Origin of the sequence: Streptomyces sp. 147326 (genome assembly GCF_045000215.1) — a bacterium.
Lineage (GTDB): Bacteria > Actinomycetota > Actinomycetes > Streptomycetales > Streptomycetaceae > Streptomyces.
The window spans coordinates 6,265,518-6,291,666 of sequence record NZ_CP134201.1 but is presented as its reverse complement, the minus strand read 5'-3'; the positions used below and the strand labels follow the sequence as shown (position 1 = coordinate 6,291,666).

The 26,149-nt window shown below is 73.7% G+C and carries 17 protein-coding genes; 11 read left to right on the top strand and 6 right to left on the bottom strand.

Annotated elements, in window-relative coordinates; translation table 11 throughout:
- The first annotated feature begins 22 nt into the window (after positions 1–22).
- The gene (locus RIU97_RS28815; protein WP_404960489.1) at positions 23–730 is read left to right on the top strand and encodes a class I SAM-dependent methyltransferase; all 708 of its coding nucleotides are present in this window, start codon (positions 23–25) and stop codon (positions 728–730) included.
- A gap of 81 nt (positions 731–811) precedes the next feature.
- Here RIU97_RS28815 and RIU97_RS28810 read toward each other — a convergent pair whose 3' ends face one another.
- Entirely contained in the window at positions 812–1,024 is a 213-nt protein-coding gene (locus RIU97_RS28810) for a hypothetical protein (protein ID WP_404960488.1), read from the bottom strand.
- A 104-nt stretch (positions 1,025–1,128) separates the two neighbouring features.
- Here RIU97_RS28810 and RIU97_RS28805 point away from each other — a divergent pair, with 104 nt between their 5' ends.
- The 5 genes from RIU97_RS28805 to RIU97_RS28785 all read left to right on the top strand — a co-directional run bounded on the left by RIU97_RS28805 (position 1,129) and on the right by RIU97_RS28785 (position 7,464).
- The gene (locus RIU97_RS28805) at positions 1,129–2,343 is read left to right on the top strand and encodes a bifunctional adenosylcobinamide kinase/adenosylcobinamide-phosphate guanylyltransferase (RefSeq protein WP_404960487.1); all 1,215 of its coding nucleotides are present in this window, start codon (positions 1,129–1,131) and stop codon (positions 2,341–2,343) included.
- A gap of 155 nt (positions 2,344–2,498) precedes the next feature.
- On the top strand, positions 2,499–3,563 hold the full coding sequence (gene cobT, locus RIU97_RS28800) for a nicotinate-nucleotide--dimethylbenzimidazole phosphoribosyltransferase (protein ID WP_404960486.1): 1,065 nt from the start codon (positions 2,499–2,501) through the stop codon (positions 3,561–3,563).
- A gap of 83 nt (positions 3,564–3,646) precedes the next feature.
- Positions 3,647–5,524, top strand: coding sequence for a phosphatidylglycerol lysyltransferase domain-containing protein (locus tag RIU97_RS28795; RefSeq protein ID WP_404960485.1), 1,878 nt, complete (start codon positions 3,647–3,649; stop codon positions 5,522–5,524).
- A complete protein-coding gene (locus RIU97_RS28790; protein ID WP_404960484.1) occupies positions 5,521–6,222 on the top strand; it encodes a hypothetical protein in 702 nt (233 codons plus the stop codon). Before RIU97_RS28795 ends, RIU97_RS28790 begins: the two co-directional genes overlap by 4 nt.
- 72 nt (positions 6,223–6,294) lie before the next feature.
- Positions 6,295–7,464, top strand: coding sequence for a sensor histidine kinase (locus tag RIU97_RS28785; protein WP_404962975.1), 1,170 nt, complete (start codon positions 6,295–6,297; stop codon positions 7,462–7,464).
- Between the two features lie 136 nt (positions 7,465–7,600).
- Here RIU97_RS28785 and RIU97_RS28780 read toward each other — a convergent pair whose 3' ends face one another.
- The 5 genes from RIU97_RS28780 to RIU97_RS28760 form a co-directional block, all read right to left on the bottom strand.
- Positions 7,601–8,419: an endo alpha-1,4 polygalactosaminidase gene (locus RIU97_RS28780; RefSeq protein ID WP_404960483.1), complete on the bottom strand. Its 819-nt coding sequence runs from the start codon at positions 8,417–8,419 to the stop codon at positions 7,601–7,603.
- Positions 8,416–9,108, bottom strand: a complete 693-nt coding sequence (locus RIU97_RS28775; RefSeq protein WP_404960482.1) for a spherulation-specific family 4 protein — start codon at positions 9,106–9,108, stop codon at positions 8,416–8,418. The genes RIU97_RS28780 and RIU97_RS28775 overlap by 4 nt, the downstream gene beginning before the upstream one ends.
- Positions 9,105–10,646, bottom strand: coding sequence for a hypothetical protein (locus RIU97_RS28770; RefSeq protein ID WP_404960481.1), 1,542 nt, complete (start codon positions 10,644–10,646; stop codon positions 9,105–9,107). Before RIU97_RS28770 ends, RIU97_RS28775 begins: the two co-directional genes overlap by 4 nt.
- Positions 10,643–12,169 (bottom strand): GT4 family glycosyltransferase PelF, encoded by a 1,527-nt coding sequence (pelF, locus tag RIU97_RS28765; protein WP_404960480.1) that lies wholly within the window; start codon positions 12,167–12,169, stop codon positions 10,643–10,645. The genes RIU97_RS28770 and pelF overlap by 4 nt, the downstream gene beginning before the upstream one ends.
- Before the next feature lie 157 nt (positions 12,170–12,326).
- Positions 12,327–14,354, bottom strand: coding sequence for a hypothetical protein (locus RIU97_RS28760; RefSeq protein WP_404960479.1), 2,028 nt, complete (start codon positions 14,352–14,354; stop codon positions 12,327–12,329).
- 346 nt (positions 14,355–14,700) lie between these two features.
- Between RIU97_RS28760 and RIU97_RS28755 the strand changes: the two genes are divergently transcribed.
- The 5 genes from RIU97_RS28755 to RIU97_RS28735 all read left to right on the top strand — a co-directional run bounded on the left by RIU97_RS28755 (position 14,701) and on the right by RIU97_RS28735 (position 26,123).
- Positions 14,701–16,236, top strand: a complete 1,536-nt coding sequence (locus RIU97_RS28755; protein ID WP_404960478.1) for a leucyl aminopeptidase — start codon at positions 14,701–14,703, stop codon at positions 16,234–16,236.
- A gap of 295 nt (positions 16,237–16,531) precedes the next feature.
- Positions 16,532–17,920: a dihydrolipoyl dehydrogenase gene (lpdA, locus tag RIU97_RS28750; protein WP_404960477.1), complete on the top strand. Its 1,389-nt coding sequence runs from the start codon at positions 16,532–16,534 to the stop codon at positions 17,918–17,920.
- A 53-nt stretch (positions 17,921–17,973) separates the two neighbouring features.
- Complete coding sequence (gene sucB, locus RIU97_RS28745) at positions 17,974–19,746, top strand: 2-oxoglutarate dehydrogenase, E2 component, dihydrolipoamide succinyltransferase (protein WP_404960476.1); 1,773 nt, start codon at positions 17,974–17,976, stop codon at positions 19,744–19,746.
- A gap of 135 nt (positions 19,747–19,881) precedes the next feature.
- Positions 19,882–21,219, top strand: a complete 1,338-nt coding sequence (locus RIU97_RS28740) for an esterase/lipase family protein (RefSeq protein ID WP_404962974.1) — start codon at positions 19,882–19,884, stop codon at positions 21,217–21,219.
- The gene (locus RIU97_RS28735) at positions 21,216–26,123 is read left to right on the top strand and encodes an AAA family ATPase (RefSeq protein WP_404960475.1); all 4,908 of its coding nucleotides are present in this window, start codon (positions 21,216–21,218) and stop codon (positions 26,121–26,123) included. Before RIU97_RS28740 ends, RIU97_RS28735 begins: the two co-directional genes overlap by 4 nt.
- Positions 26,124–26,149 lie beyond the last annotated feature (26 nt).

The following is a 26,149-nucleotide window of genomic DNA, read 5'->3' as shown; positions in this document are numbered from 1 at the left end:
TAACGCCGTCCGGCAGGAACTGGTGGGCCGGCAGGTCGACGAGCAGATCGCGCACCGCTTCCCGGTCGGGCAGCGGCTGCGCGTCCTCGACGTGGGCATGGGCCAGGGCACCCAGGCGCTGCGGCTGGCCCGGGCCGGGCACAAGGTGACGGGCCTGGAGAAGGACCCCGGCATGCTGGCCGTCGCCCGCGAGGCGCTGGCCGAGGAGCCCGCCGGGATCCGCGACCGCGTGCAGCTCATGGAGGGGGACGGGCGCGAGACCGGCGCCCACTTCCTGCCGGGCAGCTTCGACGTGGTGCTGTGCCACGGGGTGCTGATGTACGTGCCCGAGCCGGACGCCATGCTCGCCGGGCTGGCCCGGATGCTCGCCCCCGGCGGTCTGCTTTCCCTGCTGGTGCGCAACGGCGACGCGCTCGCCATGCGGCCCGGGCTGGACGGCGACTGGAAGGGCGCGCTGGACGCCTTCGACGGCACCGACTACACGAACCGGCTGGGCCTGGACGTGCGCGCCGACCGGCTGGCCGGGCTCACGGCCACGCTGTCCGGGATCGGCGCGCCGCTCGGGGCCTGGTACGGCGTACGCGTCTTCACCGACGGGACCGAGGCGGGCGAGGTCCTGCCGCCCGACGGGGAACTGGAGCGGCTGCTGGCCGCCGAGGACCGCGCGGGGCGGACCGACCCCTACCGCGGTGTGGCCGCGCTGCTGCACCTCTGCGGCGTACGGGGTTGACACCCGCTGCGCGGGGGTCACGGGGGCTCCGCCCCCGCACCCCCGCGCCTCAACCGCCGGCGGGGCCGGATACTTCGGAAGCTACGCTTCCAGGGCCGAGCGCAGGCTCATCGTGTAGAGCTCGGTCCCGCTGTCGTCGGACAGCTTCACCTGCTCGGTGCCGCCTTCCAGCAGGTCCTTCCAGTACTCGCCGATCCAGGACTCCGCGTCCCCCTGCGTGGTGAACTCCTCGGGTACCACCGACGGGCTCGTCTCGCTGCCGTCGGCCGTCTCGAACCGCCACGTCCACGCCATGTCCGCCTCCGTTGCTCGTCCGCTGCTCGCACGCTTCTCGCCTTGAGTCTGCCCGCAGAGTAACCGGGCGCGCAGCAGTCTCGGCGACGCGGGAGGATCATCCTGTGGAACTCACTCTGCTCGGCACCGGAACACCCGAAGGCCTGCCCCGCCCCGGCTGCCCCTGTGCGGCCTGCGCCGTCTCCGTCGGCGGGCACTCCCGCGCCGCGACGGCCGTCCTGGTCGACGGGGCGCTGCTCCTCGATCTGACCCCCGGTGCGGTGCTGGCCGGCGCCCGGGCCGGGCATTCGCTCGCGGGCGTGCGGCAGGTCCTGCTGACTCACCCGCACGACGGACCCGCGGTCGAGCTGCCGCCCGGTCTGCCGGCCGCCGGGCGGGTCCCGGACGGGCGGGAGCTCGCGGTGATCTCAGGACACCGGGTGCGGGCCGTGCCGATGGACGCGCCGGGCACCGGGTACGAGGTGACCGGCCCGGACGGCAGCCGGATGCTGTACCTGCCGCCCGGCGGGGCGCCTGCGGGAACGACCGGAGCGACGGGCCGGCGTCCGTACGACGTCGTGCTCGCCGATGTGCTGGGGCGGCCCGAGACGCTCGCCCGGCTGCGGGCGAGCGGCGACGTCGGCCCCGCCACGGACGTGATCGCCGTCCACCTGGACCACGACGTCGCGCCGGGCCGGGAGCTGGAGCGCCGGTGCGCGTCCGCCGGCGCCCGGGCGGTGCCGGACGGGACCACCGTGACCGTCGGCGACTACCGCGCGGTGCCGGAACCGCCGCGCCGGACCCTGGTGCTGGGCGGGGCCCGCTCGGGCAAGTCCGTCGAGGCGGAGCGCCGGCTGGAGTCCTTCCCCGAGGTGGTCTACGTGGCCACCGGCGGCACCCGGGACGGGGACGCGGAATGGGCGCAGCGGATCGGCCTGCACCGGGAGCGCCGGCCGGGGAGCTGGCGGACGGTGGAGACCTGCGAGCTGGTCCCGCTGCTGGCCGACGCCGGGCCGCCGCTGCTGATCGACTGCCTGGCGCTGTGGCTGACGGACGCGATGGACCGGGCGGGGGCCTGGGACGACGCCGTCTGGGCCAAGGGCGGGCAGCAGCAGCTCGGCGAGCGCACCGACGAGCTGGTGGCGGCGGTGCGCGCGACCCGTCGTCACATGGTGCTGGTCAGCAACGAGGTCGGCTCGGGCGTCGTCCCCGCGACCTCCTCGGGCCGCCGCTTCCGCGACGAGCTGGGCCGGCTGAACGCGAGGGTCGCGGGCGAGTGCGAGCACGTGCTGCTGGTCGTCGCGGGACAGGCGAGCGTGCTCAAGGAACCGCCGGGGTGAACTGACGGCCGGTCCGCTGCCGGGCGCCCCGCCGGTCCTGTCCGGCGTCCGTCCCGGCGCGCTGCGGCGGGGTCGGAAAGGGCCTCCCGGAACCTGAACGCGGGGCCTTCGCCCAAGGCCTGAGGGTACGCCTCACCGGCTGTACTCTCTGGCAGATGAGCACGCTGAATCTCGACGACTTCTCCGATCTGATCGAGCGCCCCGACGGGGGCGTCCGGCGTGATGCCGAAGAACGCCGTGAGCGCCTCGCCGTACCGCCCGGCGCGCTGGGCCGGCTGGACGAGCTCGCCGAGTGGCTCGCCGCCGCGCAGGGGCAGGTGCCGGTCAAGCCGGTCGAGCACCCCCGCGTGGTGCTGTTCGCCGCCGACCACGGGATCGCCGCGGCGGGCGTCTCCGCGCGGGCGGCCGCCACCGGCCACGAGCTGGTGCGGGCCGTGCTGGACGGGACCAGCCCCGTCGCCATCCTGGCCGGCCGGCTCGGCGCCACGATACGGATCGTCGACGCCGGACTGGACTGCGATCCCGGGCTGCTCCCCGCGGACGTGACCGGGCACCGGGTCCGGCGCGGCAGCGGCCGGATCGACGTGGAGGACGCGCTGACGGCCGAGGAGGCCGAGGCTGCGGTGCGGCTCGGGATGCGGATCGCCGACGAGGAGGCCGACTCCGGGACGGACCTGGTCGTCCTCGGGGACCTCAGCGTCGGCGGGACCACCGTCGCCGCGACGCTCGTCGCCGCCCTGTGCGGAACCGATGCCTCGGTGGTCACCGGCCGCGGCGGACTGCCCATCGACGACCTGGCCTGGATGCGCAAGTGCGCGGCGATCCGCGACGCGCTGCGCCGGGCCCGCCCGGTGCTCGGCGACCAGGTCGCGCTGCTGGCCGCGGTCGGCGGCGCGGACGTGGCCGCCATCACCGGTTTCCTGCTCCAGTGCGCGGTGCGCCGTACGCCGGTCATCCTCGACGGCGTCGTCTCGGCCGCCTGCGGACTGGTGGCCCAGCGGGCCGCTTTCCGGGCGCCCGACTGGTGGCTGGCCGGTCAGGCCAGCGGAGAACCGGGCCAGGCGAAGGCACTGGACCGGATGGCACTCAACCCTGTGCTCGACCACGGCGTCACAGTGGGCGAAGGTACCGGGGCATTGCTGGCTCTCCCCCTCGTCCAGGCGGCCGCCGCACTCGCGGCGGAACTTCCTGAGCGGGCGGCGGCGGAGCCGACGGAATGAGCCACCGGGGCCCGCGGTCCTGACCAGGCCGTGGTCCCCGACCGCCCAACCACGGACAGCGGCGCCCCATATGATCGCTTTTTATGGGAGAGGTCCGTTTGACCAGCGCAGAGACCGACCGCACCGCCTCACCGGCGACCGGTCCGTCATCCGGCAGGAAAGAGACCGGCGGCGATCCCGCCGGCAAGGCGGCGGGGGGCGGCCGGGAGGCCGGACGGGAATCGGGCCGGGGGACCCCCCGCTCACGGCGCGGCGCCGCGTTCGCGGTCTGGTACCTGCGCGCCGTCACCTTCGTCAACTTCCTCAGCGCGGTGTGGGTTTCGCTCGGGCAGGACCTTCGGCGCCACAACGTCGAGGACTTCTACACCCCCTACATGCTCACGGCGGGCTTCGCCTCCGGGCTCTTCACGCTGCTGCTCGCCGTCACCCTCGGCCGCCGCAAGCGCGCCTCCTGGATCCTCAACCTCGTCCTCAGCGGCCTCCTGGCGCTGCTGCTCGCCTACGCGCTCTACGCGTACGAGGAGATCCGCGAGCATCCGCAGAACTGGGTCTCCCTGGCCCTGACCGCCGCCTTCGCCGGCGCCCTGCTGCTGGGCCGCCGCGAGTTCTACGCCAAGGGCGACCGCTCCAACCCGGCGCTCGCCACCGCCGTCGCCGCCGTCGGCCTGCTCGTCACCTCGCTCGTCGCGGCCCTGCTCGTCGGCGCCTCGAACACCGCCCCGCACAGCTCCGAGGCCACCTTCCTGGCGCGCTGGAAGTACGGCGTGATGCGGCTGATCACCCTCGCCCCGGACGACCGGGCCTACGAGGCGATCACCACGCCCGGCTGGGTGGACGTCGTCATCAACGTCATGTCGATGCTGCTGCTGCTCGCCGTGCTCTTCGCCGCCTTCCGCTCGCGCCGCGCCGTCGACCCGATCAGCGAGGAGGACGAGGAGCGGCTGCGGGCCCTGCTGGCCCGGCAGGGCGACCGCGACTCGCTCGGCTACTTCGCGCTGCGCCGCGAGAAGTCCGTCATCTGGTCCCCCACCGGCAAGGCCGCCGTCACCTACCGCGTCGTCGGCGGGGTCTCGCTGGCCTCCGGCGACCCGATCGGCGACCCCGAGGCCTGGCCCGGCGCCATCGACCCGTGGCTGGCCGAGGCCCGCGAGCACGGCTGGGTACCGGCCGTGATGGGCGCGAGCGAGGAGGCCGGGCAGATCTACGCCCGGCACGGCCTGGATGCGCTGGAGCTCGGTGACGAGGCGATCGTCGAGACCGCCGAGTTCACCTTGGAGGGCCGCGCCATGCGGACCGTCCGGCAGGCGTTCAACCGCGTCAAGCGGGCCGGGTACACGGTCCGCATCCGCCGCCACGCCGACATCCCGGCCGAGGAGATGGCCGAGCTGGTGCGCCGCGCCGACGACTGGCGCGACGGCGCGACCGAGCGCGGCTTCTCCATGGCGCTGGGCCGGCTGGGTGATCCCGCCGACGGCCAGTGCGTGATGCTGGAGTGCACCGACGGCAACGGCGAACTGCGGGCCGTGCTGTCCTTCGTACCGTGGGGCCCCAAGGGCCTGTCCCTGGACCTGATGCGCCGCGACCGGGACTCCGAGAACGGCCTGATGGAGTTCATGGTCATCGAACTCCTCGAACGCTCCAAGGAGATCGGGGTCACCCAGGTCTCGCTGAACTTCGCGATGTTCCGGTCCGTCTTCGAGCGCGGGTCGCGGCTCGGCGCGGGTCCGGTGCTGCGCATGTGGCGCTCGCTGCTGAGCTTCTTCTCCCGCTGGTGGCAGATCGAGTCCCTCTACCGGGCCAACGCCAAATACCGGCCGATCTGGGAACCGCGGTTCATGCTCTTCGAGAAGAGTTCGGACCTGCTGCGGATCGGTGTCGCGGCCGGGCGGGCCGAAGGCTTCCTGGAGGCCCCCGGCCTTCCGAAGTGGCTGCACCGCAGACACCTGGAGACCCGCCGTTGACAGCGTGGAACGCCTCCCCACTCCGGCGGTTCGCCCGCCGTGAGTGGGGGCCCCTGTTCCGGACCGTCCGGAACGCGCTCGTCCGCGACAAGTGGCGGGCGATCCCCATGACCATCGGCGCGGTCTGTCTGACCTCGGTCTTCCAGATCGTGCAGAACACCTCCTGGGGCTTCCAGCCGGTCCAGAACCTCGGGTCGGTCAAGGCCGTCGACCCGCTCTGGCTGGCCCTGCTGCGGACCCCCCTGTCGCTGTTCGTCCCGGCCCTGGACCTGCCGGTGTGGGGGGCCCTCGCGCAGATCCTGCTCGTCTTCGGGATCTCGGAGATCTGCATCGGCTGGTGGCGCACGCTGCTGATCGGCTACGTCGCCACCCTCGCCGGGACCACGTACGCGCGGATCGGGCTCGCGGCGGGGCACGACCATCCCTTCGGCCTGCCGGTGTCCGACCGGATCGTCAACGACACCGGGCCCTCGGCCGCCGTGGTGGGGCTCGCCATCTACGTCTGCTGGCGCTACCGGGCGTACCTGACCGGCGCCCTGGTGATCCTGGCGATGATCGGCGAGGTGCTCGTCAAGGACAACCTGGCGGGCAAGGAGCACCTGGCGGCGATCGCCGCGGTCATGGCGGTGTGCGTGGTGCGGGCCCAGTGGCACCCGGTGCGCTCGCGCGCCGCCCTCGGGCAGCCACCGCCGCCCTGACCGGGGCGGCGCAGGCCGTACCGTATCGGGGTGACGACAGACCTCGGGCGGTTCGCCCCCACCCGGCAGTGGATGCGGGCCCATCCGCTCGCCACCGACGCCGTGCTGGCGTTCGGGGCGCTCACGGCCATGGTCGTCGGCTCCTTCGCCGATCCGCACGGACCCCACGGGCCCACCTTCGGGACGCGCACCCCCGATCCGTTCTCGCTGCTGCTGATGCTGCTCGGGGCGGCCGCCCTGGTGTTCCGGCGCCGGCAGCCCCGCGCCGTGCTCGCCGTGACCTGCGGGCTCTCGCTGCTGGAGCTGACCACCGGGGAGCCGCGGGCGCCCGTCGCGATGTGCACGGTGATCGCCCTCTACACGGTGGCCGCCCGCACCGACCGGCCCACGACCTGGCGGATCGGGCTGCTGACCATGGCCGGGCTGACGGGCGTGGCGATGCTCGCCGGGCCGCTGCCCTGGTACGCGCAGGAGAACATCGGGATCTTCGCCTGGACGGGCATGGCGGCGGCCGCCGGCGACGCCGTGCGCAGCCGGCGGGCCTTCGTCGACGCCATCCGCGAGCGGGCCGAGCGCGCCGAGCGGACCCGCGACGAGGAGGCCCGGCGGCGGGTCGCCGAGGAGCGGCTGCGGATCGCCCGGGACCTCCACGACGTCGTCGCCCACCACATCGCCCTGGTCAACGTGCAGGCGGGGGTGGCCGCCCACGTCATGGACAAGCGGCCGGACCAGGCCAAGGAGGCGCTGGCCCACGTACGGGACGCCAGCCGGTCGGCGCTCAACGAGCTGCGGGCCACGGTGGGGCTGCTACGGCAGTCCGGTGACCCGGAGGCGCCGACGGAGCCCGCGCCCGGGCTGGGCGTCCTGGAGGAACTGGTGGACACCTTCCGGTACGCCGGGCTGCCGGTGAAGGTGATCGTCCAGCTGGAACCCGGGGCGGGACCGCTGCCGGCGGCGGTGGACCTGGCGGCGTACCGGGTGATCCAGGAGGCGCTGACCAACGTACGCAAGCACGCGGGCCCCGGGGCCAGGGCCGAGGTCAGCGTGGTCCGGGTCGGGCCCTCGGTGGAGGTGACCGTGCTGGACGACGGGGGCGCGGAGCCGTCCGCGTCCGCCGCGGAGCCGGGGGGTGGGCACGGGCTGCTCGGAATGCGGGAACGGGCCGGCGCCCTGGGCGGCTCCTGCTTCGCGGGCCCCCGCTTCGGCGGCGGCTACCGCGTGCACGCCATCCTCCCCGCCTGACCTTCCCCGGGCTCCGCCCGGACCCTTCGGACTCGGCCGGACCTTCCCCGGGCTACGCCCGCACCCCTCCCGCTCGGCGGAAAATCCAGCCTTGGCCGGGCAGATCCAGCCTCGCCGGGGGCTGATTTTGGCCGGGCTAGTGGCAAGTGCGGCGCCAGGCGTCGAGGTCGTAGTGCTTCTGCAAGGAGCTCAGTTTCAGTTCGCGCGAGCGTGCGCAGAAGCGGCTCGTCGGGAGTTCGTACTCCACGTGGAAGACGGCCTTGCCCGCTTCGATGAAGGGGGTCAGCCTCTCGCACTCGCTATATTCCGCGCACTGCTCGTTCACCGCGAAGTCGAACTCGCCGACGAGCTCCGGGATCTGGTCCAGGTCGTTCTTGAGGCCGACCGCCATCCCCCGGTCGTGCGCCAGCTTCGCGATCAGCCGGTTGTAGCGCAGCTGGTCCTCGGCGGTGAGCGGGAAGCCGGACGTGTTGCGGTAGGCGTCCATGTTGTCCGGCTCGACCGCGTCGAAGCCCTTGTCCCGGCACATGTCGAACCGTTTGGCCATCAGCGGTTCCAGCTCGGCCACGCGGCGGATGTCCAGCCAGCGTTCCCCCTCCCAGCCGTTGCCCTTGCCGAGCAGGTCCTTCGGGAACGCCTCCGCGTCGGGGCGGAAGTCCTCCCAGGCGCCGGTGGAGAGGTAGCAGATGGTCTTGCGGCCGGCCTTCTTCAGGGCTGTGACCTGCTCCTTGGTGGTGGTGAACCCGTCGACGTCGTACACGGGCGCCTTCACCGAGGTGTCGAGCTTCCCCGTGAGCTGCCACTGCCAGCCGACGCCCGGCGGGGGCCGCCAGAGCTCCCCGGGCGCCTGGTCGGGCCACAGGTGCGGCTCGTCCTCGCCGCCGTCCGGCGGCTCCGCGGTACAGGCCGCGAGGAGGAGCAACGGCAGGAGCAGCAGGACTCCGAGCCGTTTCATCCCGCCGCCTCCAGGGCGTACGGGAGGGTCCCCCACGGGTGTGCGCCGGTGCCGGGGACCGCGCAGTGCACGCCCGCCCGCCGCTCCTCGGCGAGTTCGGCGGCGGGCGCGCCCGGCGGGACCGCGTACACGAGGTGGCAGAACCGCTGGGCGGGATGGTCCGCGGTCCAGGGCGGTACGGCGGCCGCGTCCCGGTAGGCGTCCCAGGGGCCCTCGAAGGTGACGAGCAGGTCCGCGAGTTCGGCGTAGCCGGGATGCGGGTGGACCCCGTGGTTGAGGACGAGGGTGCGGGCGCCCGCGGCCCGCGCCGCGACCGCGAGCCGCCCGTAGTGCGGGAGGAGTTCCGGGTCGGCGGAGGCCTGGTCGAGGAAGGCCCCGTCGGTGGCGTACCAGTCGCGGTGGCGCAGCAGGTCCTGCACCACCTCGGCGTGCGGGCGCCGCCCGTAGTCGGTGTCGGCGTACCCGAGGACGGGTACCCCGGCCTCGCGCAGCCGCTCGGCGACGAGGGCGAACCGCTCGTCGGGGGCGGCGCCCGGCCCGCTGTCGGGGTTGAGCACCACCGAGTGCAGCCGGCCGGCGGAGTGGATGAGCCGCTCCCAGGCCTCGGGCCGGTCGGCGGGGTGCTCGTAGAGGGGCACCAGCAGCATGGGGTCCTTCTTCTCCTGCGTCTCGTACGTGTCGTACGTCATCGGTGGGCGGTGGCGCGGCCGAGGAGCAGGCAGACCAGCGCGGCCAGGACGGCGGCGGCGGTGCCCGCCACCACCAGCTGGACGGCCCGGGGCTGGCCCAGCCCGGTCAGCAGGGCCAGGCTCTGGGCGACGGCGGCCGAGGCGCAGACCGCGGCGGCGGGCCGGACCGCTCCGAAGGACTGCAGGAGCAGCCCGGTCCACATCACCGCCCCGAGCAGCAGCAGGGTGGCGACCCGGACTCCGGTGAGGCCGGGGGCGCCGGGCCACAGGAGGGTTCCGGTCAGGCCGAGGAGCAGCAGCACCGCCAGGTAGACGGCGAGGCACCGGGCCAGCGTGCCGAGCATCCGCTGGCGGAAGGCGCCGGGCGAGCGGGCTCCCTGGAGCCCGGAGAGGCTGCCGCTGCGGAAGCGGTGGAGCAGCCATTCGGCGGGACCCATGCTGAGGGTGAGGGCCACCGCCGAGGGGGCGGCGACCGCTTCGGCGGGGCCGCCGGCGAGCACCTCCCCGAGGGCGGCGTACAGCACGAGCAGGCCGGTGCCGAGGCCGAAGACCCCGTACGGCACGGAGTCCCCGAGCCGGGGCCCGCGGGCCGCGAGTTCCTCCTCGGCTCCGCGCAGCATCTGCCAGCGCACCGGGCCCTTGCCGGGCCGGCGCACCGCCCAGCCGCGGATCCGGAGCACGGCGGCCCGTATCCCGTCGGCCAGCGGGAGTTCCCGTACGGCCAGGGTGCAGGCGGCCACCAGGGACACCACGAGGAGGGTGACCCGTACCGGCACGGGCAGGTCGACGAAGAGCACGAGCAGCGCCCCGACCGCCATCGGGCCGAGTGCGACGAGCAGCACCCGCTCCCGTCCGAGGACCAGCAGGACGGTGGCGGCCCCGACGTAGAGGGCCTGTCCGGCGGCGAAGGCGTACGAGAACGGCGGCCCGCCGGGCACGGCCAGCGCGGCGGCGGTGCCGAGCAGGGATCCGGCGGGGGCGCCGATGAGCAGGGTGCGCCCGGCGGCGGCCCGGTCGCCGAGGCCGAGCCAGGAGTAGGCCCGGTGGGACAGGGTCTGGTCCCAGACCCAGCCGATGAGCGCCCCGGCGAGCAGGGTGAGCGTCCCGGCGGGCAGGCCGAGCCGGTCCTGCGGGCCTTCGAGGAGGGGCGCGCCGAGGAGGTAGGCGAGGCCGGGCAGGGCGAAGATGACCCCGCGCAGCAGGCAGGCGGTGAGGGAGACCTTCCAGGGGTCGGGGGCGGCGCCCGGGTCCGGGAAGGCGCGGGGGACCCGGACGTAGAGCTCCTCGGCGAGGCTGAAGGAGTCGTGCCGGCCGTAGGCGAGCCGGATGTGTTCGTCCGTCATGCCGTCGGATTCGAGGATGGCGGCGATCTCGTCGGGGTGGACGGCGGCGGAGATGAACACGCCGAGGCGTTCGGCGAGTTCGTCCATCGGGTCGGCGGCCGGGCCGGGGCCGTCGCGGCGCGGGCGCGGGACGGCCGGGAGCGTGTCGGCGCCGGGGCCCGCGCCGGGCGGCTTGAGCCAGAGGGATCCGCTCACCACAGGCTCCCGTCGGCGGCGAGTTCGCGGTACCAGGGGTCGGCGAGCCGCTGGGTCCAGCTGTCGCCGGCGTGGACGGGCAGCACGGGCTGGCCGGCGAGTTCCCGGTAGATGTGCCGGAAGCCGTCCACGGACTGGTGGAGGGTGAACTTCTCCACCACCCGTTTGCGGGCCAGCCGGCCGAGCTCGGCACGGCGTTCGTCGTCGCGGAGCAGGGCGAGGGTGGCGCGGGCCATGGTCTCGGGCTCGCGCGGCGGGACGACCAGGCCGGTGTCGCCGACGGCCTCGCGGACCCCGCCGACATCGGTGGAGACGGTGGTGCGTCCGCAGGACATGGCCTCGATGATGCTGAAGGGGAAGCCCTCGCTGATGCTGGAGAGCATCACGATGTGGCCGGCCGCGTAGGCCTGGGCCACCTGCTCGATGCGGCCCTCGTACGTGATCCCGTCGCTCACCCCGAGTTCGGCGGCGAGCTCCTCCAGCCGGAGCTTGTACGCCTCGCAGCCGGCCGGGACCGGCCCGAAGAGGCGCAGCCGCAGGGCGGGCAGCTCCTCGCGCATGAAGGCGTAGGCCCGGATGAGGGTTTCGAGGTCCTTGATGGGGTCGATGCGGCCGCACCAGCTGAGGGTGGGCACGTCCGGTTCGGGGCCGGCCTCGGGGAAGGCGTGCGGGTCGACGCCGTTGTAGACGGTGCGGATGCGCTCGGTATCGGCGCCTCCGCGCTCCTCCCAGCGGCGGTTGTACTGGTTGCACGGGGTGATCAGGTCGGCCTGCCGGTAGCCCTCGGTGTTGAGCTCGCGGTAGAAGCCGAGCATGAGCGCCTTGACGGGCCAGCGCTGTCCGGCGCTGCGGTAGCCGAGGTAGCGCTCGCGCAGGTAGATGCCGTGCTCGGTGAGCAGGAAGGGGACCCCGTCGATGTGTTTGGCGGCGAGGGCCGGGAGGGTGGCGAGGCCGCTGCTGACGGCGTGGGCCACGCTGTCGGGCGGGATGCGTACGCCGAGCGGGCGCAGCGCGTGTTCCAGCAGGTCGGTGGCGGTGAGCGCGTCGTGGATGGTGGGCTCGGCCGCGGCGGTGGTGAGGCCGGGACGGGTCCATACGGTCATCAGCAGCCGCAGGACCGTTTCTGAGCGCAGGGCCGGGGCCAGTTTTCCGGCCCGGGCGAGGACGGCGAGTTCGCGCAGGGCCGCGGAGAATCCGTGCCGGGCGGAGCCTCCCGCGGGATCGAGCAGGGAGAGCAGGAAGGTCTCGTAGACCTCGGTGAAGCGGCGGTGGGCCTTGCCGCGCAGGGCCGAACGCCGGCCGCGTCCGGGGGGAGGACCCCAGAGCGGGACGGCGGTGTGCCGGTAGACGTTGCGCGGCAGCTCCCAGGTGACCGGCTCGCGTCCGGAGCCGGTCAGGGCTATGACGTTGAAGTCGACCTCCGGCATGCCGCGGACCAGTTGATCGCACCAGGTGCTGACGCCCCCGTGGACGTGCGGGTAGGTGCCTTCGGTGAGCATGGTGACGTGACGCCCATGACTCATACGGTGTGTCCCCCCAGGACGGAAAAGGGGCCGGCGCCCGTGGGTGTGCGGAGCGCCGGCGCTGGGTGTTACTCGTGACGGCTTGCGGGACGGACGGTCAGCTGAGCGGCGTGAGCGTGACGGACGGTCGGCCGGGCAGCGTGAGCGTGACGAACGGTCAGCTGGGCAGCTTGAGCGTGACGGCGTTCTGGAGCAGTTCCGGAGCGGCCCAGGCGGAGCGGCTGCCGGCGTAGGCGGTGCCGAAGTCGGCGGTGCCGAGCAGCATCTGCTTCTTCGTCCCGGTGGGGGCGGTGACCGGGGCGACGACCCCGGACGGCGCCTTGACGGTGACGGTGGTGCCGATGCGGTAGGCGGTGACCTTGCCGTCCGCGAGCGCCTTGTCCCAGGCGGCGCGGCGCTGGAGCTCGACGCCGGTGTCCTTCATGGACTGGTTGACGATCGGCGCGCTGGGCGCGTAGAGGGTGCGGTAGGTGTCGAGGACCTGGTTGAGCACGGGGTAGAGGGTCCGGTCCTCGGCCAGGTTGGCCTGGTGGACGTAGTGCGGGCGGGGGTCGTTGGCCAGTACGTGGCGCAGGGCGGTCCGGGCCTCCTGCGGGACGATGTACTGGAGGTAGCCGGTGTTGACGTCGAGCGCGGCCGGCAGACAGGTGGAGGTCCCCGGGTTGTCCTCGCAGGCGCCGCTGCCGCCGGCGGCGCGGCTGGTGTAGATCCAGTTGTACTCGTCGGCCATCTCGGCGTTGGTGCCCGTGTTGTAGTACACGTTCATCGGGTGCCGGGGGACGGTGAGGGCCGCGCCGACCGCCCGCTGGGCGGGCTCGCGGGAGTTGTCGCTGCCGGCCCACTTGACCCCGGTGTCGGCGAGGGCGCCGGCCAGGTTGGGGTTGTCCACGGGCTGCTGCGGCGCGGTCTTGAGACCGGAGTGCTCGCCGGTGACGAGCTCGGTCCTGTCGGTGGTGATGCCCTTGGAGGCGGCCCAGTTGTTGTTGTCGCGGATCTGGGCGGCGATGTCGGCGCGGCTCATGTACTGGACGGCGCCCTGCGCGTTCTTCGTGCACGTCCAGGGGACGACGGCGGTGTTCTGGACGCAGCCGAGGAACGGGTGGGTGTAGGTGTGGTTCATCCAGCGGTACTTGGCCCGGTCGGCGACGAGCTGGGCGGTCAGGGCGTCGACCCCGCCGTTCTCGGCCTTCCACTCCTCGCCGGCGCCCCCGTTGAAGAGCATGTCGAGCTTGAAGTTCTTGGACGTCTGCCACTGCGCCGCGTACACGGCGTCGGCGGCGCTCATCCGGACGGTGCTCTCCTTGCCCTCCCCGCCCGCGCAGGCGTAGTCGCCCGGCGTGCAGTTGAGCTCCTTGTTCCAGCGGGCGTCGGGGGCGAAGACGTCGTCGACGTGGACCGCGAAGTAGTTGCGGCTCTGGCCGAGGTGGACCCCCTGGGTGAGCCAGTCGACGATGCCGCGGGCCAGCAGCCGGAACTGCTGCTGGTACTGGTTGTAGCCGAAGGTGACGACCAGTTCGTTGCGCCCGTCGTGGCTGTACTGGCCGACGAGCGAGGCCCGCCCGGAGCCAACGGGGGCGTCGAGGTAGCTGGTGTAGCCGGGGCGCGGCTTGCCCATGAACCCGAAGCTCTCGGGGACGAGGGCGGAGTTGTCCTCGAAGGTGACCTGTCCGCCGAGGTAGGCGAAGGGCCCCGCCTTGCCGGCCGGGGTGACCGCGGCCTGGGTGCCGTCGAGCTGGCCGCTGTAGCCGCCGTTGTCGGTGTACTCCAGCCCGACGCCCGGGTGCGACCAGGTGTAGGCGTCGACCTGGCGGATCCCGTACGTCGTCTCGTACGCGGCGAGCGCGGCCATCTCTGCCGAGCCCTCGCCGAAGGGGTTCTCGTTGGGCAGGACGACGCCCTGGTACTTGGCGCGCGGCCGGCCGTCGAGCGTGTCGCTGAGGAACGCCGCGTTGATGACCGGGCGGCTCGCGCTGCCCAGCTCGACGCGGGTGTACGGGACTCCGGTGTCCCGGAGTTCCGCGGTGACCGCCTGGACCGAGCTGCCGCCGTCGTCGACGACGAGCACCTTCAGGTCGATCCGCGGTGCCTCGGCCGCCTGAGCGGTCGCGGCGGGTACTGCCACGGACACCAGGGCTGCGGCGGCCATGACGGCGGCGAGCCTGTTCATCCGGTTCTTGTTGACCATTTCGGCCTTTCCCCCCGCAGGCATCCCTCGACACGGCCCATGGCGGACGGCCGGGCCGGGGAGGCTCTGTGGAAATCATGCAAAGGAACCCCGCGTCCCCTTGCGAGAGTGGACCGAGTCTCTCGGACCTCGTCAGGTCTACGAGGCAAACCTGGAGCAGAGTCCACGGATGGGTGAACCTGGCGGCCCCTTGATCGAACAACTTGCCAAACCTTCGAGTGGCGTGCGGGCGAGCCCGTACGCGTAGGCTCATTTCTGGCGGCCGTCGGGCCCGAATTACGATCGCTACGGATGGCCGTCCACCCACTCGGCCCACACACACAAACGGAAGCGAGACTTCACCACCGTGACTGCTCTGACTCTCAGCACTGCCGGCGCGGCGACGCTCCGCGCCGACGCCCTCGTCGTCGGCGTCGCGAAGGGCCCCAAGGGCCCGATGGTGGCCGCCGGCGCCGAGGCCGTGGACAAGGCGTACGACGGTAAGCTCGCCGGCGTCCTCGAAGCGCTCGGCGCCTCGGGCGCCGAAGGCGAGATCACCAAGCTGCCGGCTCCGGCAGGCCTCAAGGTCCCGGTCGTGCTGGCGGTGGGGCTCGGCTCCGTCCCGGAGAAGGACGAGTCGTTCGACGAGGAGGTGCTTCGCCGCGCCGCCGGCGCCGCCGCCCGCGCGCTGCACGGCAGCAAGAAGGCCGGCTTCGCCCTCCCGCTGGAGGACGCCTCGGCCGTCACCGCCGTCGCCGAGGGCGCGCTGCTGGGCGCGTACGCGTTCACCGCCTACCAGGGCGGCGAGAAGAAGAACGGCAACGGCAAGGACTCCGCTCCGAAGCAGCCGCTCGCCGAGGTGGCCCTGCTGGGCGCCAAGCCCCGCGACAAGGAGCACAAGGCCGCCGCCGAGCGCGCCGCTGTCGTCGCGACCGAGGTCAACGTCGCCCGTGACCTGGTGAACACCCCGCCGAACGACCTGACCCCCGAGGCCTTCGCCGCGGTCGCCTCCGCGGCCGCGAAGGAGAACGGCATCAAGGTCCAGGTGCTGGACGAGAAGGCCCTGGTCAAGGGCGGCTACGGCGGCATCATGGGCGTCGGCAAGGGCTCCGAGAACCTGCCGCGCCTGGTGAAGCTCACCTACACGCACCCGAAGGCGGAGAAGACCCTGGCCTTCGTCGGCAAGGGCATCACCTACGACTCGGGCGGCATCTCCCTGAAGCCGGCCGGCCACAACGAGACGATGAAGTGCGACATGGCCGGCGCCGCCGCCGTCTTCGCCTCCGTCGTCGCGGCCGCGAAGCTGGGCCTGCGGGTCAACGTCACCGGCTGGCTCGCGCTCGCCGAGAACATGCCGTCCGGCTCCGCCACCAAGCCGGGTGACGTCCTGCGCATGTACAGCGGCAAGACCGTCGAGGTCCTCAACACGGACGCCGAGGGCCGTCTGGTCCTCGGCGACGCGCTGACCAAGGCCTCCGAGGACGCCCCGGACGCGATCGTCGACGTCGCCACCCTGACCGGCGCCATGGTGCTCGCCCTCGGCGACCGCACCTTCGGGATCATGGCGAACGACGACGCCTTCCGCACGTCGATCCACGAGATCGCCGAGGAGGTCGGCGAGTCCTCCTGGCCGATGCCGCTCCCCGCGGAGCTGCGCAAGACCATGGACTCCCCCACCGCCGACATCGCGAACATGGGTGTCCGCATGGGCGGCGGCCTGGTGGCCGGCCTCTTCCTGCAGGAGTTCGTCGGCGAGGGCATCACCTGGGCCCACCTCGACATCGCCGGCCCGGCCTTCCACGAGGGCGCGCCGCACGGCTACACCCCCAAGGGCGGCACCGGCTCGGCCGTGCGCACCCTGGTGCGGCTGGCCGAGCGCACCGCCACGGGCGACCTGGGCTGACGGCCCGGATGTGAGACGTGACGCACCCCGGGCGCCGGTCAGGGCCCGGGGTGCGTTCGGCTTATGGCGAAACGCCGGGGAACCGTACGTTTCTACGCATCGGTAACCCTCACCTCCGACAGAAGCTCCGTCCACAGTCCGGGCCCGGCGTCCCGCGTTCCCCCGACAAATGCGAAGATGGGTTCTCGGCAGGACAGGGCCCCCACCACAGGGCCGAAGAAACAAGCGGCCGATTACCAGCCGCCGCCCGGTCACAGAGGACCGGTGCCCGGCGCACATGCATGGAGGACGTGACGTGGCGAACGACGCCAGCACCGTTTTCGACCTAGTGATCCTCGGCGGTGGCAGTGGCGGTTACGCCGCGGCGCTGCGCGCATCCCAGCTGGGTCTGGACGTTGCCCTGATCGAGAAGAACAAGCTCGGTGGCACCTGCCTGCACAACGGCTGCATCCCCACGAAGGCTCTGCTGCACGCGGGCGAGATCGCGGACCAGGCTCGTGAAGCCGCCCAGTTCGGTGTCAAGGCCTCTTTCGAGGGCATCGACATCGCGGGTGTCCAGAAGTACAAGGACGAGGTCATCTCGGGCCTGTACAAGGGCCTGCAGGGCCTGGTCGCCTCCCGCAAGGTGACCTACATCGAGGGAGAGGGCCGCCTCTCCTCCCCGACTTCCGTCGACGTGAACGGCCAGCGCATCCAGGGCCGCCACATCCTGCTGGCGACCGGCTCCGTGCCGAAGTCGCTGCCGGGCCTGAACATCGACGGCAACCGCATCATCTCCTCGGACCACGCGCTGGTCCTGGACCGCGTGCCCGAGTCCGCGATCGTCCTGGGCGGCGGCGTCATCGGCGTCGAGTTCGCCTCGGCGTGGAAGTCCTTCGGCTCGGACGTCACCGTCATCGAGGGCCTCAAGCACCTCGTGCCGGTCGAGGACGAGAACAGCTCCAAGCTGCTGGAGCGCGCCTTCCGCAAGCGCGGCATCAAGTTCAACCTCGGCACCTTCTTCGACAAGGCCGAGTACACGGAGAACGGCGTCCGCGTGACGCTGGCCGACGGCAAGACCTTCGAGGCCGAGGTGCTCCTGGTCGCGGTCGGCCGCGGACCGGTCTCGCAGGGCCTGGGCTACGAGGAGCAGGGCGTCGCGATGGACCGCGGCTACGTCCTGGTCGACGAGTACATGCAGACCAACGTGCCGACCATCTCGGCCGTCGGTGACCTCGTCCCGACCCTCCAGCTCGCGCACGTCGGCTTCGCCGAGGGCATCCTGGTCGCGGAGCGTCTGGCCGGTCTCAAGACCGTCCCGATCGACTACGACGGTGTCCCGCGCGTCACCTACTGCCACCCCGAGGTCGCTTCCGTCGGCATCACCGAGGCCAAGGCCAAGGAGATCTACGGCGCGGACAAGGTCGTGGCCCTGAAGTACAACCTGGCGGGCAACGGCAAGAGCAAGATCCTGAAGACCGCGGGCGAGATCAAGCTCGTCCAGGTCAAGGACGGTGCCGTGGTCGGCGTCCACATGGTCGGTGACCGGATGGGCGAGCAGGTCGGCGAGGCCCAGCTGATCTACAACTGGGAGGCTCTGCCGGCCGAGGTCGCGCAGCTCATCCACGCGCACCCGACCCAGAACGAGGCGCTCGGCGAGGCCCACCTGGCCCTGGCCGGCAAGCCGCTTCACTCCCACGACTAATCGTCACGGGCGCGACGACCACTTCCGCACATTCGTTAGGAGCAACTGAAACCATGTCGGTTTCCGTAACCCTTCCGGCGCTCGGTGAGAGCGTCACCGAGGGCACTGTCACCCGCTGGCTGAAGGCCGAGGGCGAGCGCGTCGAGGCCGACGAGCCGCTGCTCGAGGTGTCGACCGACAAGGTCGACACCGAGATCCCGTCGCCCGTCTCCGGCATCCTGGCCTCCATCAAGGTCGCCGAGGACGAGACCGTCGAGGTCGGCGCCGAGCTGGCCGTCATCGACGACGGCTCCGGCGCCCCGGCCGCGGCTCCGGCCGCCGAGCCCGCCCCCGTCGCCGCTCCGGCCCCCGTCGCCGAGGCCCCCGCGGCCCCGGCTCCGGCCGCCGAGGCGCCCGCTGCCGCCGCGCCCGCCGCGTCCGGCACCGATGTCGTGCTCCCCGCCCTGGGCGAGTCCGTCACCGAGGGCACCGTCACCCGCTGGCTGAAGCAGGTCGGCGAGTCCGTCGAGGCCGACGAGCCGCTGCTCGAGGTCTCCACGGACAAGGTCGACACCGAGATCCCCGCGCCGGTCTCCGGCACGCTGCTGGAGATCCGGATCGGCGAGGACGAGACCGCCGAGGTCGGCGCCGTTCTGGCCGTCATCGGTGCCGCCGGTGCCGCCCCCGCGGCGGCCCCGGCCCCCGCGGCGGCCCCGGCCGCCGCTGCCCCGGCTCCGGCCGTGGCCGCCCCCGCCGCTGCCGCCCCGGTCGCCGCTCCGGCTCCCGTGGCCGCTCCGGCTCCTGTGGCCGCTCCGGCTCCCGTGGCCGCTCCGGCCCCGGCCGCCGCTCCGGCCCCGGCAGCCCCGGTGGCTCCGGCCGCTCCCGCTGTGACTGCCGGGGGCCCTGTCTCCGCCGGTGACGAGGGCGCGTACGTGACCCCGCTGGTGCGCAAGCTCGCCTCGGAGTCCGGCGTCAACCTGTCCACGGTCTCGGGCACCGGTGTCGGGGGCCGCATCCGCAAGCAGGACGTCCTGGCCGCCGCCGAGGCCGCCAAGGCCGCTGCCGCCGCCCCGGCGCCGTCCGCTGCCGCTCCGGCCGCCAAGGCTCCGGCCGCCGCGGTCTCCGAGCTGCGCGGTCAGACGGTCAAGATGACCCGCATGCGCAAGGTCATCGGCGACAACATGATGAAGGCCCTGCACTCGCAGGCTCAGCTCAGCTCCGTGGTCGAGGTGGACATCACCAAGATCATGAAGCTGCGCGAGAAGGCCAAGGGCGCGTTCCTGGCCCGTGAGGGCGTCAAGCTCTCGCCGATGCCGTTCTTCGTCAAGGCCGCTGCCCAGGCGCTGAAGGCCCACGCGGTCGTCAACGCCCGGATCAACGAGGACGAGGGCACCATCACCTACTTCGACTCGGAGAACATCGGCATCGCCGTGGACTCCGAGAAGGGCCTGATGACCCCGGTCATCAAGGGTGCCGGTGACCTCAACCTGGCGGGCATCTCCAAGGCGACCGCCGACCTGGCCGCCAAGGTCCGCGGCAACAAGATCACGCCGGACGAGCTGTCGGGCGCGACCTTCACCATCAGCAACACCGGCTCGCGCGGTGCGCTGTTCGACACGGTCATCGTGCCCCCGAACCAGGTCGCCATCCTGGGCATCGGTGCCACGGTGAAGCGCCCGGTGGTCATCGAGACCGCCGAGGGCACCAACATCGGCATCCGCGACATGACGTACCTGACCCTGTCCTACGACCACCGCCTGGTGGACGGCGCGGACGCGGCCCGGTACCTCTCGGCCGTCAAGGCGATCCTCGAGGCCGGCGAGTTCGAGGTCGAGCTCGGCCTGTAAGGCTCACCGCACAGCAGCAGCTGTCGCACCACGGCGCCCCCGCCCGGAATTTTCCCCGGACGGGGGCGCCGTCGTCTTCCCGCCCCTACCGTGGTTGTTCCGGCAGAGCGGGGTGGGACGCAGGGGGGCGTGAGCATGGACCTGGTCGTGGTGGTGCCCGGCATCATGGGGAGCCGGCTGGCGGATGCGGACGGGAGGCCGGTCTGGGACCTGAAGGGCCGCACGCTGTCGCGGGCCATCAGCACCCTGGGCGGCTCGCTCAAGGCTCTGGCGTTACCCGGCGGCCTCGGCGACGGACATCCCGGCGACGGGATCCGGCCCACCGGTCTCATGCCGGACGTGCACGTCATACCCGGCTTCTGGCATCCCATCGAGGGCTACACCGACCTGATGGCTTGGCTGGCCAGGACCTTCGGGCTCACCCCGGGCGAGACCCTGCTGGACTTCCCGTACGACTGGCGGCTGTCGTGCCGCTACAACGCCGCGCTGCTCAAGCGGCGCGTCGAGGAGGGGCTGGAGCGGCTGCGCGCCGCGTCCCCCGAGCACGCCGACGCCCGCGTGATCCTCCTGTGCCACTCCATGGGCGGTCTGGTCGCCCGGCACTACGTCGAACGCCTCGGCGGGCGTGAGACCACGCGCCGCGTGATCACCCTCGGCACCCCGCACCGCGGTTCCCTGGACGCCCTGACCAACCTGGTCAACGGGCTGCGCAAAGGCTGGGGACCGCTCCGGCTGGACCTGACGGCCCTGGCCCGCAGTCTGCCCTCCCTGCACCAGCTCGCGCCCGACTACGCCTGCGTGCGTACCCCCGGCGGCCTCGTCCACCCGGCCGACCTCCCCGGCCTGCCCGGGCCCGACCCCGAGCTGCTGGCGGACGCCGCCCGCTTCCACGCCGACCTGCGGGCCGCCGCCCCGGCCGAGGGCCTGGTCTGCCTGGCCGGCATCCGCCAGCCGACGGCGGCCGTTGCCGAATTCACCGGCGGTCTGCTGGTGACGGAGGCCGAGAGCGGCGACGGGACCGTGCCGCGGCTGGCCGCCCGGCCAGCGGCCGCCGACCGTACGGGGTACGCCGTGGCGGAGGGCCACACCCCGTGTGAGCAGCACGGCTCGCTGCACAACAACCGCGGCGTACGGGACGCCCTGTACGGCCTGCTGGACCGCGAGCCGCCGTTCCGCAGGGACGGCGAACGAACCGCGCCGGCGCTCGGGGTCACCGCGCTCCCGCTCGCCGAGTGCGGCGAGCCGTACGAGGTGCGCGTCCGGGCCGACGGGCACGAGGACCTGCTGCTGACCGCCGAGCTGCGCCCCGCCGCCGGCGGTCCGTCGCGCTCCCGCTCGCTGGCCAACCTCGGCGGCGGTCACTACCGCACGGTGTTCCCCGCCCCGCCGCCGGGCGCCCACCGGCTGATCGTCCACGCGGTGGGGCACCCGGGGTCCGCCGTGACGGCCCTGACGGTGGTGAGCGAGGGGTGAGCGCCGAGGAGCGCGACGGCGGGGGGACCGTCCTCGGCGTGGTCGTCGAGCGGTACGAGAGTCCGGAGTTCCGGCCTTTGACCGGTGCGACCCGGCAGCTGCGGGACTTGTGCGACCTGCTGGCGGGGTACGGGTTCACCCCCACCGTGGTGACCGATCCCGGCCGGGCGGAGCTCGGCGCCCCCGTGGCGCGCTGGCGGGACGGCTGGGCGGACGGCGGCACGCACGGCCCGGCCGTGGTGGTGTGGTCAGGGCACGGAGAGGTACACGCGGAGGAGCTGCACCTGATCGTCCGCGACACCCGGCGGGCCCACGACGAGGAGGAGACGTACTCGGCACGGCGACTGACCTCCGCCGCACTGGAATGCGGAGCGGACCGGTTGCTGGTGCTGATCGACACCTGCCACGCGGGGGCGGGGGTGCTGGAGTCGCTGCGCAAGGCGTTCCTGGTCCACGCGAAACGGAGTCTGCCGCCGGGCCGGGCGGCCTGGTTCGGGGTGGTGGCGAGCTGCCGCCCGCAGGAGACGGCCGACGGCGCCGGCCTGCTCGTGGACGCGGTGACCCGGGTGCTGCGCGACGGGCCGGACGCGGGCGGGTACCGGCACGAGTGGAGCCGCCGCAACCGGGAGGTCACCGGGGCGGCCGTGCTGGACGCCGTACAGGAGGAGTGGCCGGCGGATGCCGGGCAGCAGCCGCTGGCCGTGACGCTGGGCCGGGACGGGCCCATGTTCCCCAATCCCCGGGTGCTGCCCGCGGCCGAGGCCGAGCTGGTGGAACACCTGGTGCGGGCCGCGCGCGGGGCGGAGCGGGTCGAGGAGGGCTGGTTCTTCACCGGGCGACGGCGGGTGCTCGCCGCGATCGTGGCCTGGCTGGAGGCCGGGGAGCCGGGGCTGTTCCTGGTCACGGGCAGTGCGGGCAGCGGCAAGTCCGCCGTGCTGGGCCGGATCTCGACCCTGTCCTCGGAGCGCTACCGGGCCGATGTCATCGCGCACGGCGCGCTGCGCCGAGGCGATCCCGACCCGGGCGTGCGCAGGGTGGCGGCCTCGGTCCACGTCCGGGGTCTCACGGTGCGCCAGCTCGCGGACTCGCTCGCCGCGCAGCTGCACCTGGATCCCCCGGCGGCGCCGTCCGCGCTGATCGCCGACATCGAGCGGGAGGGACGCCGGCCGGTGCTGGTCGTCGACGGCCTGGACGAGGCCGCGCCGGAGCAGGCGGCGCAGATCGTCGACGAGCTGCTGGCTCCACTGAGCCGGATGGCACTGGTGCTGCTGGGCTCACGGGACCGGCCGTTCCGGCCGGGGGCCGAGCCGGGCGAGTCGCTCGGCCGGGCGGTCACCCGTCTGCTGGACACGCGGGCCACGACCGCCGACCTGGACGAGGAGCCCGGCACCGCCGAGGACATCCGCGAGTACGCCCGGCTGCGGCTGCTGGCGGAGGGCGTGCCCGGGGAGCACGCCGCGGACGCGGCGGACGCCGTGGCGGACCGGGCGGTGGGCGACGCGGGCGGGTTCCTGTTCGCCGGGCTGGCGGTGGGCGCGCTGAGCCGCCGCTTCGCCGCCTCCGGGGCGGACGGCTGGAAGGACGCCCTGCCGGTGTCGATCGCCGCGGGGTTCACGGCTGACCTCGCCGGGGGGCCGGACCCGGCGCGGGCGCGGGACCTGCTGACGGCGCTCGCGTGGAGCGAGGGGAACGGCATCCCGGCCCGGGGGATCTGGGAGGCGGTGGCCTCGGCGCTGAGCCCGTCCGGGACCTCGTACGGCCCGCAGGACGTCGACTGGGTGCTGAACGCCTACGGCCGGTACGTGGTGGAGGACAGCGACGGGACGCAGGCCGTGTACCGGCTGTACCACCGGGAGTTCGCGGCCTGGCTGATGGGGCCGGACGAGGACCCGGACGACACGGCGAAGACCTCCTTGCGGGTGCTGAACACACTGATCGGGCTGCTGCCGGAGGATTCCGGGGCCCCCAATCCGTATCTGCTGGGCTCGATCCCGGCGTCCGCGGTGCTGGCCGGGGAGCAGGGCCCGGTCACCCTGCGGACGCTGGCCGGCAGCCGCGGCGGGGTGTTCCGCCCGCTGCTGGCCTGGACGCTCATGGGCCTGTGGGACGTGCTCCAGCACTTCGGGCAGGAGGCGGACGCGCTGCCGTCCGTCCGGGAGGCCGTGGAGATCCTGCGCGTTCTGGTGCGGGAGGATCCGCAGGCCCACCTCAGCCGGCTGCTGACGGCCCTGAACCACCTGGCGATCTGCCAGGACGCGGCGGACGACGGCCCGGGCGCGGTGGCCTCCACCGCCGAGGCGGTGGCCCTGCACCGGCGGCTGGTCGGCGCCTCGGGCGCGCACCGGGCGGAGCTGGCCATGTCGCTGCACAACCTCTCCCTGTACACCTCGGCGACCGGCGACACCGGGGCGGCGCTGGAGACCGCCGCCGAAGCCGTGCGGATCTATGAGGTACTCGCCGGGGAGACTCCCGAGTCCCACACGGAGCATCTGGCCCGGGCCCTGGTCACCCTGGGTACCCGGCGGGGCCCGACGGACCCCCGGGAAGGGATCCGGACGTGCGCGCGCGCCGTGGAACTGTACGAGGCACTCGCCCGGGACGCCCCCGCCGCGCACCGGGAGAGTCTGGCGGACGCGCTCATCGGCCATTCCCAGCTGCTGGGCGAGGTGCGGGACCTCCAGGGGGCGGTGGCGGAGGGCCGCCGGGCCGTCGATGTGCTGGGGGACTTCACCGGCGGCATCACGGACGCCCATCGGATCCGGCTGGCGAGCGCCCTGGGCAACCTGGGCGTCCAGCAGGCTCACGCGGGGGACGCGAGGGGGGCTCTGGCGTCCTGCACCGCGGCCGTCGGACTGTTGCGCACCAGCGGCGGCGGCCGCCACCCGGCACCCGACCTGCTCATGAGGTCGCTGGCCAACCTGGCCCGGGAGCAGGAGAAGGTCGGCGACGTGGACGGGGCTCTGACCACCATCACGGAGGCCGTGGGGATCTGCCGGGACCTGGCGGATCGCGACCCCCTCGCGCACGGTGAGATGCTCACCCGGCTGTCGGCGAGCCTCGCCGCCCACCTGTGCGCGGCGGGACGGCTCGGGGAGGCGGCGGCCACCTGCGAGGAGGCCGTGCGCGACAGCCGGGAACTCGCGGCGCGCTCCCCGGCCAAGCACCTTCCGGGCCTCACCCTCGCGCTGGGCAACCTCGCGATCATACGGTCGCGACTCGGCGACTCCGCCGGGGCGCTCGCCGCCGGGGCGGAAGCGGTGGCGCTGGCCCGGTCCCTGGCCCGGGACGACCCGGACGCCCATCTCCCGCAGCTCGCCGGGACGGTGATGAACCAGTGCGTGCAGCTGTCCGTCGCCGATCCGGAGGCCGCCCTGGCGGCGGCCAGGGAGGCGCTCGGGGTCTACCGGGTCCTCGTCGGGCGGCATCCCGCCGCCCATACGGAAGGCCTGGCCCGGACCCTGACCAGCCTCGGCACGCTGCTGGGGCAGCGTGGGGAACGCGAGGAGGCGCTCGCGGCCGGCACCGAGGCCGTGGAGTTGCTGCGCCGCCTGGTCCGGGACAATCCGGGCACCCAACGCGCCCTCCTGGCCGAGGCACTGGCCCGGCTGGCCGACCAGGCGGCGGCGGTCGGAGCGACGCGGGTCGCCCTGGACGCCGCCACGGAGGCCGTGGAGCTCAACCGCGCCCTCGCCGCGGACGGGCCGGCCTCGTACCGGGCCGCACTTCCCGCGCGGCTGTGCGCGCTGGGCGCGTTCCGGGCGGCGGCCGGGGACACGGCGGGGGCGCTGGCCGCGGTCCGGGAGGGGGCGGAAGTCGCACTCGCCCCGGCCGTGGAGGATCCGGCATCGCATCTGGGCCAGCTGGCCGAGGCGCTGGGACTCCTCGGCGTGTTCGCGCCCCCGGAGGAGGTGGTCGGCGCCCATCTGCGGGCCGAGGCGGCGCTCACCGGGGTGCCGGGCGCCGCGTGGCTGACCTGCCAGCGCGGGTCGTTCCAGCTCGCGTCGCCCGATGCCGAGCCGGGGGTGCGCACGCTGCTGGCGCTCGCCTCGCCGCGTCATCCGGCCGGCGACCCGGAGAACCGCCCGACGCTGTACGCGCGGCAGCGGCTGCGCGCGTACCGGCCACTCGTCGTCGGGCTTCTGGGAGGTGCGGTCCCGCCGTGGCTGCCGGTGCGGCAGGAGCTGGTCGATCTCGCCGGGGGGTGGGTGGCGAGCGCCGACTGGGCGACGGCCCGCGCCGTGTGGGAGGAGTACGCCGCGCTGCTCTCGACGCCGCACGCCGGGCTCGCCCTGGAGGAACTGGCGCTGGCGGACGGGACGGCGGGGCTGTACCTGGCCGTCGCCCGCGAGGCGGCGCGGTCCGGCGCCGCGGCGGCCTTCGGACCGCACCTGGTCCGCGAGCGGCTGGAGCACTGGATGGCGCTGCCGACGTGGGAGGAGTCCCGCGCGTACCTGACGGCCCACGCGGCGGACCTCGCACGGGCGCGGACGCCCGGCTCCGTCGGCGCCCCGGGTGCGTCGGACTCGGAGCGCGTGCACCAGGCCCTCCTCGTCCTGGCGGCGGACACGGGGATCTCCGCCGCCTACGCCTGTGTCGCGGACCCGGACGCGCTCCGGCAGCGGTGGCGGCGCGAGCTGGCCGTCGCGGAGCCGGACTTCGACGTGCTGGTGGCTCTGTGCGCGCTGGAGGAGTGCGTGCACGGGCAGGGGTTCATGGCCGGTGTCCATCTCAGGACCGCGCACGTGCTGGCGGGGCGGCGGCAAGGCCACATCCCCTCGCCCACGCCCACGCCGGCCGAGCGCGAGGCGGCCGTCGCGGAGCTGGCCGAGCTGATCCCCCTGCGGGCGGGGCACGCGGCCGAACTGGGCGCCCTCATCAGCAGCGCCCTCGGCGGTTTCCTGTAACCAGCCTCACCCGGCGTCCCTGACCG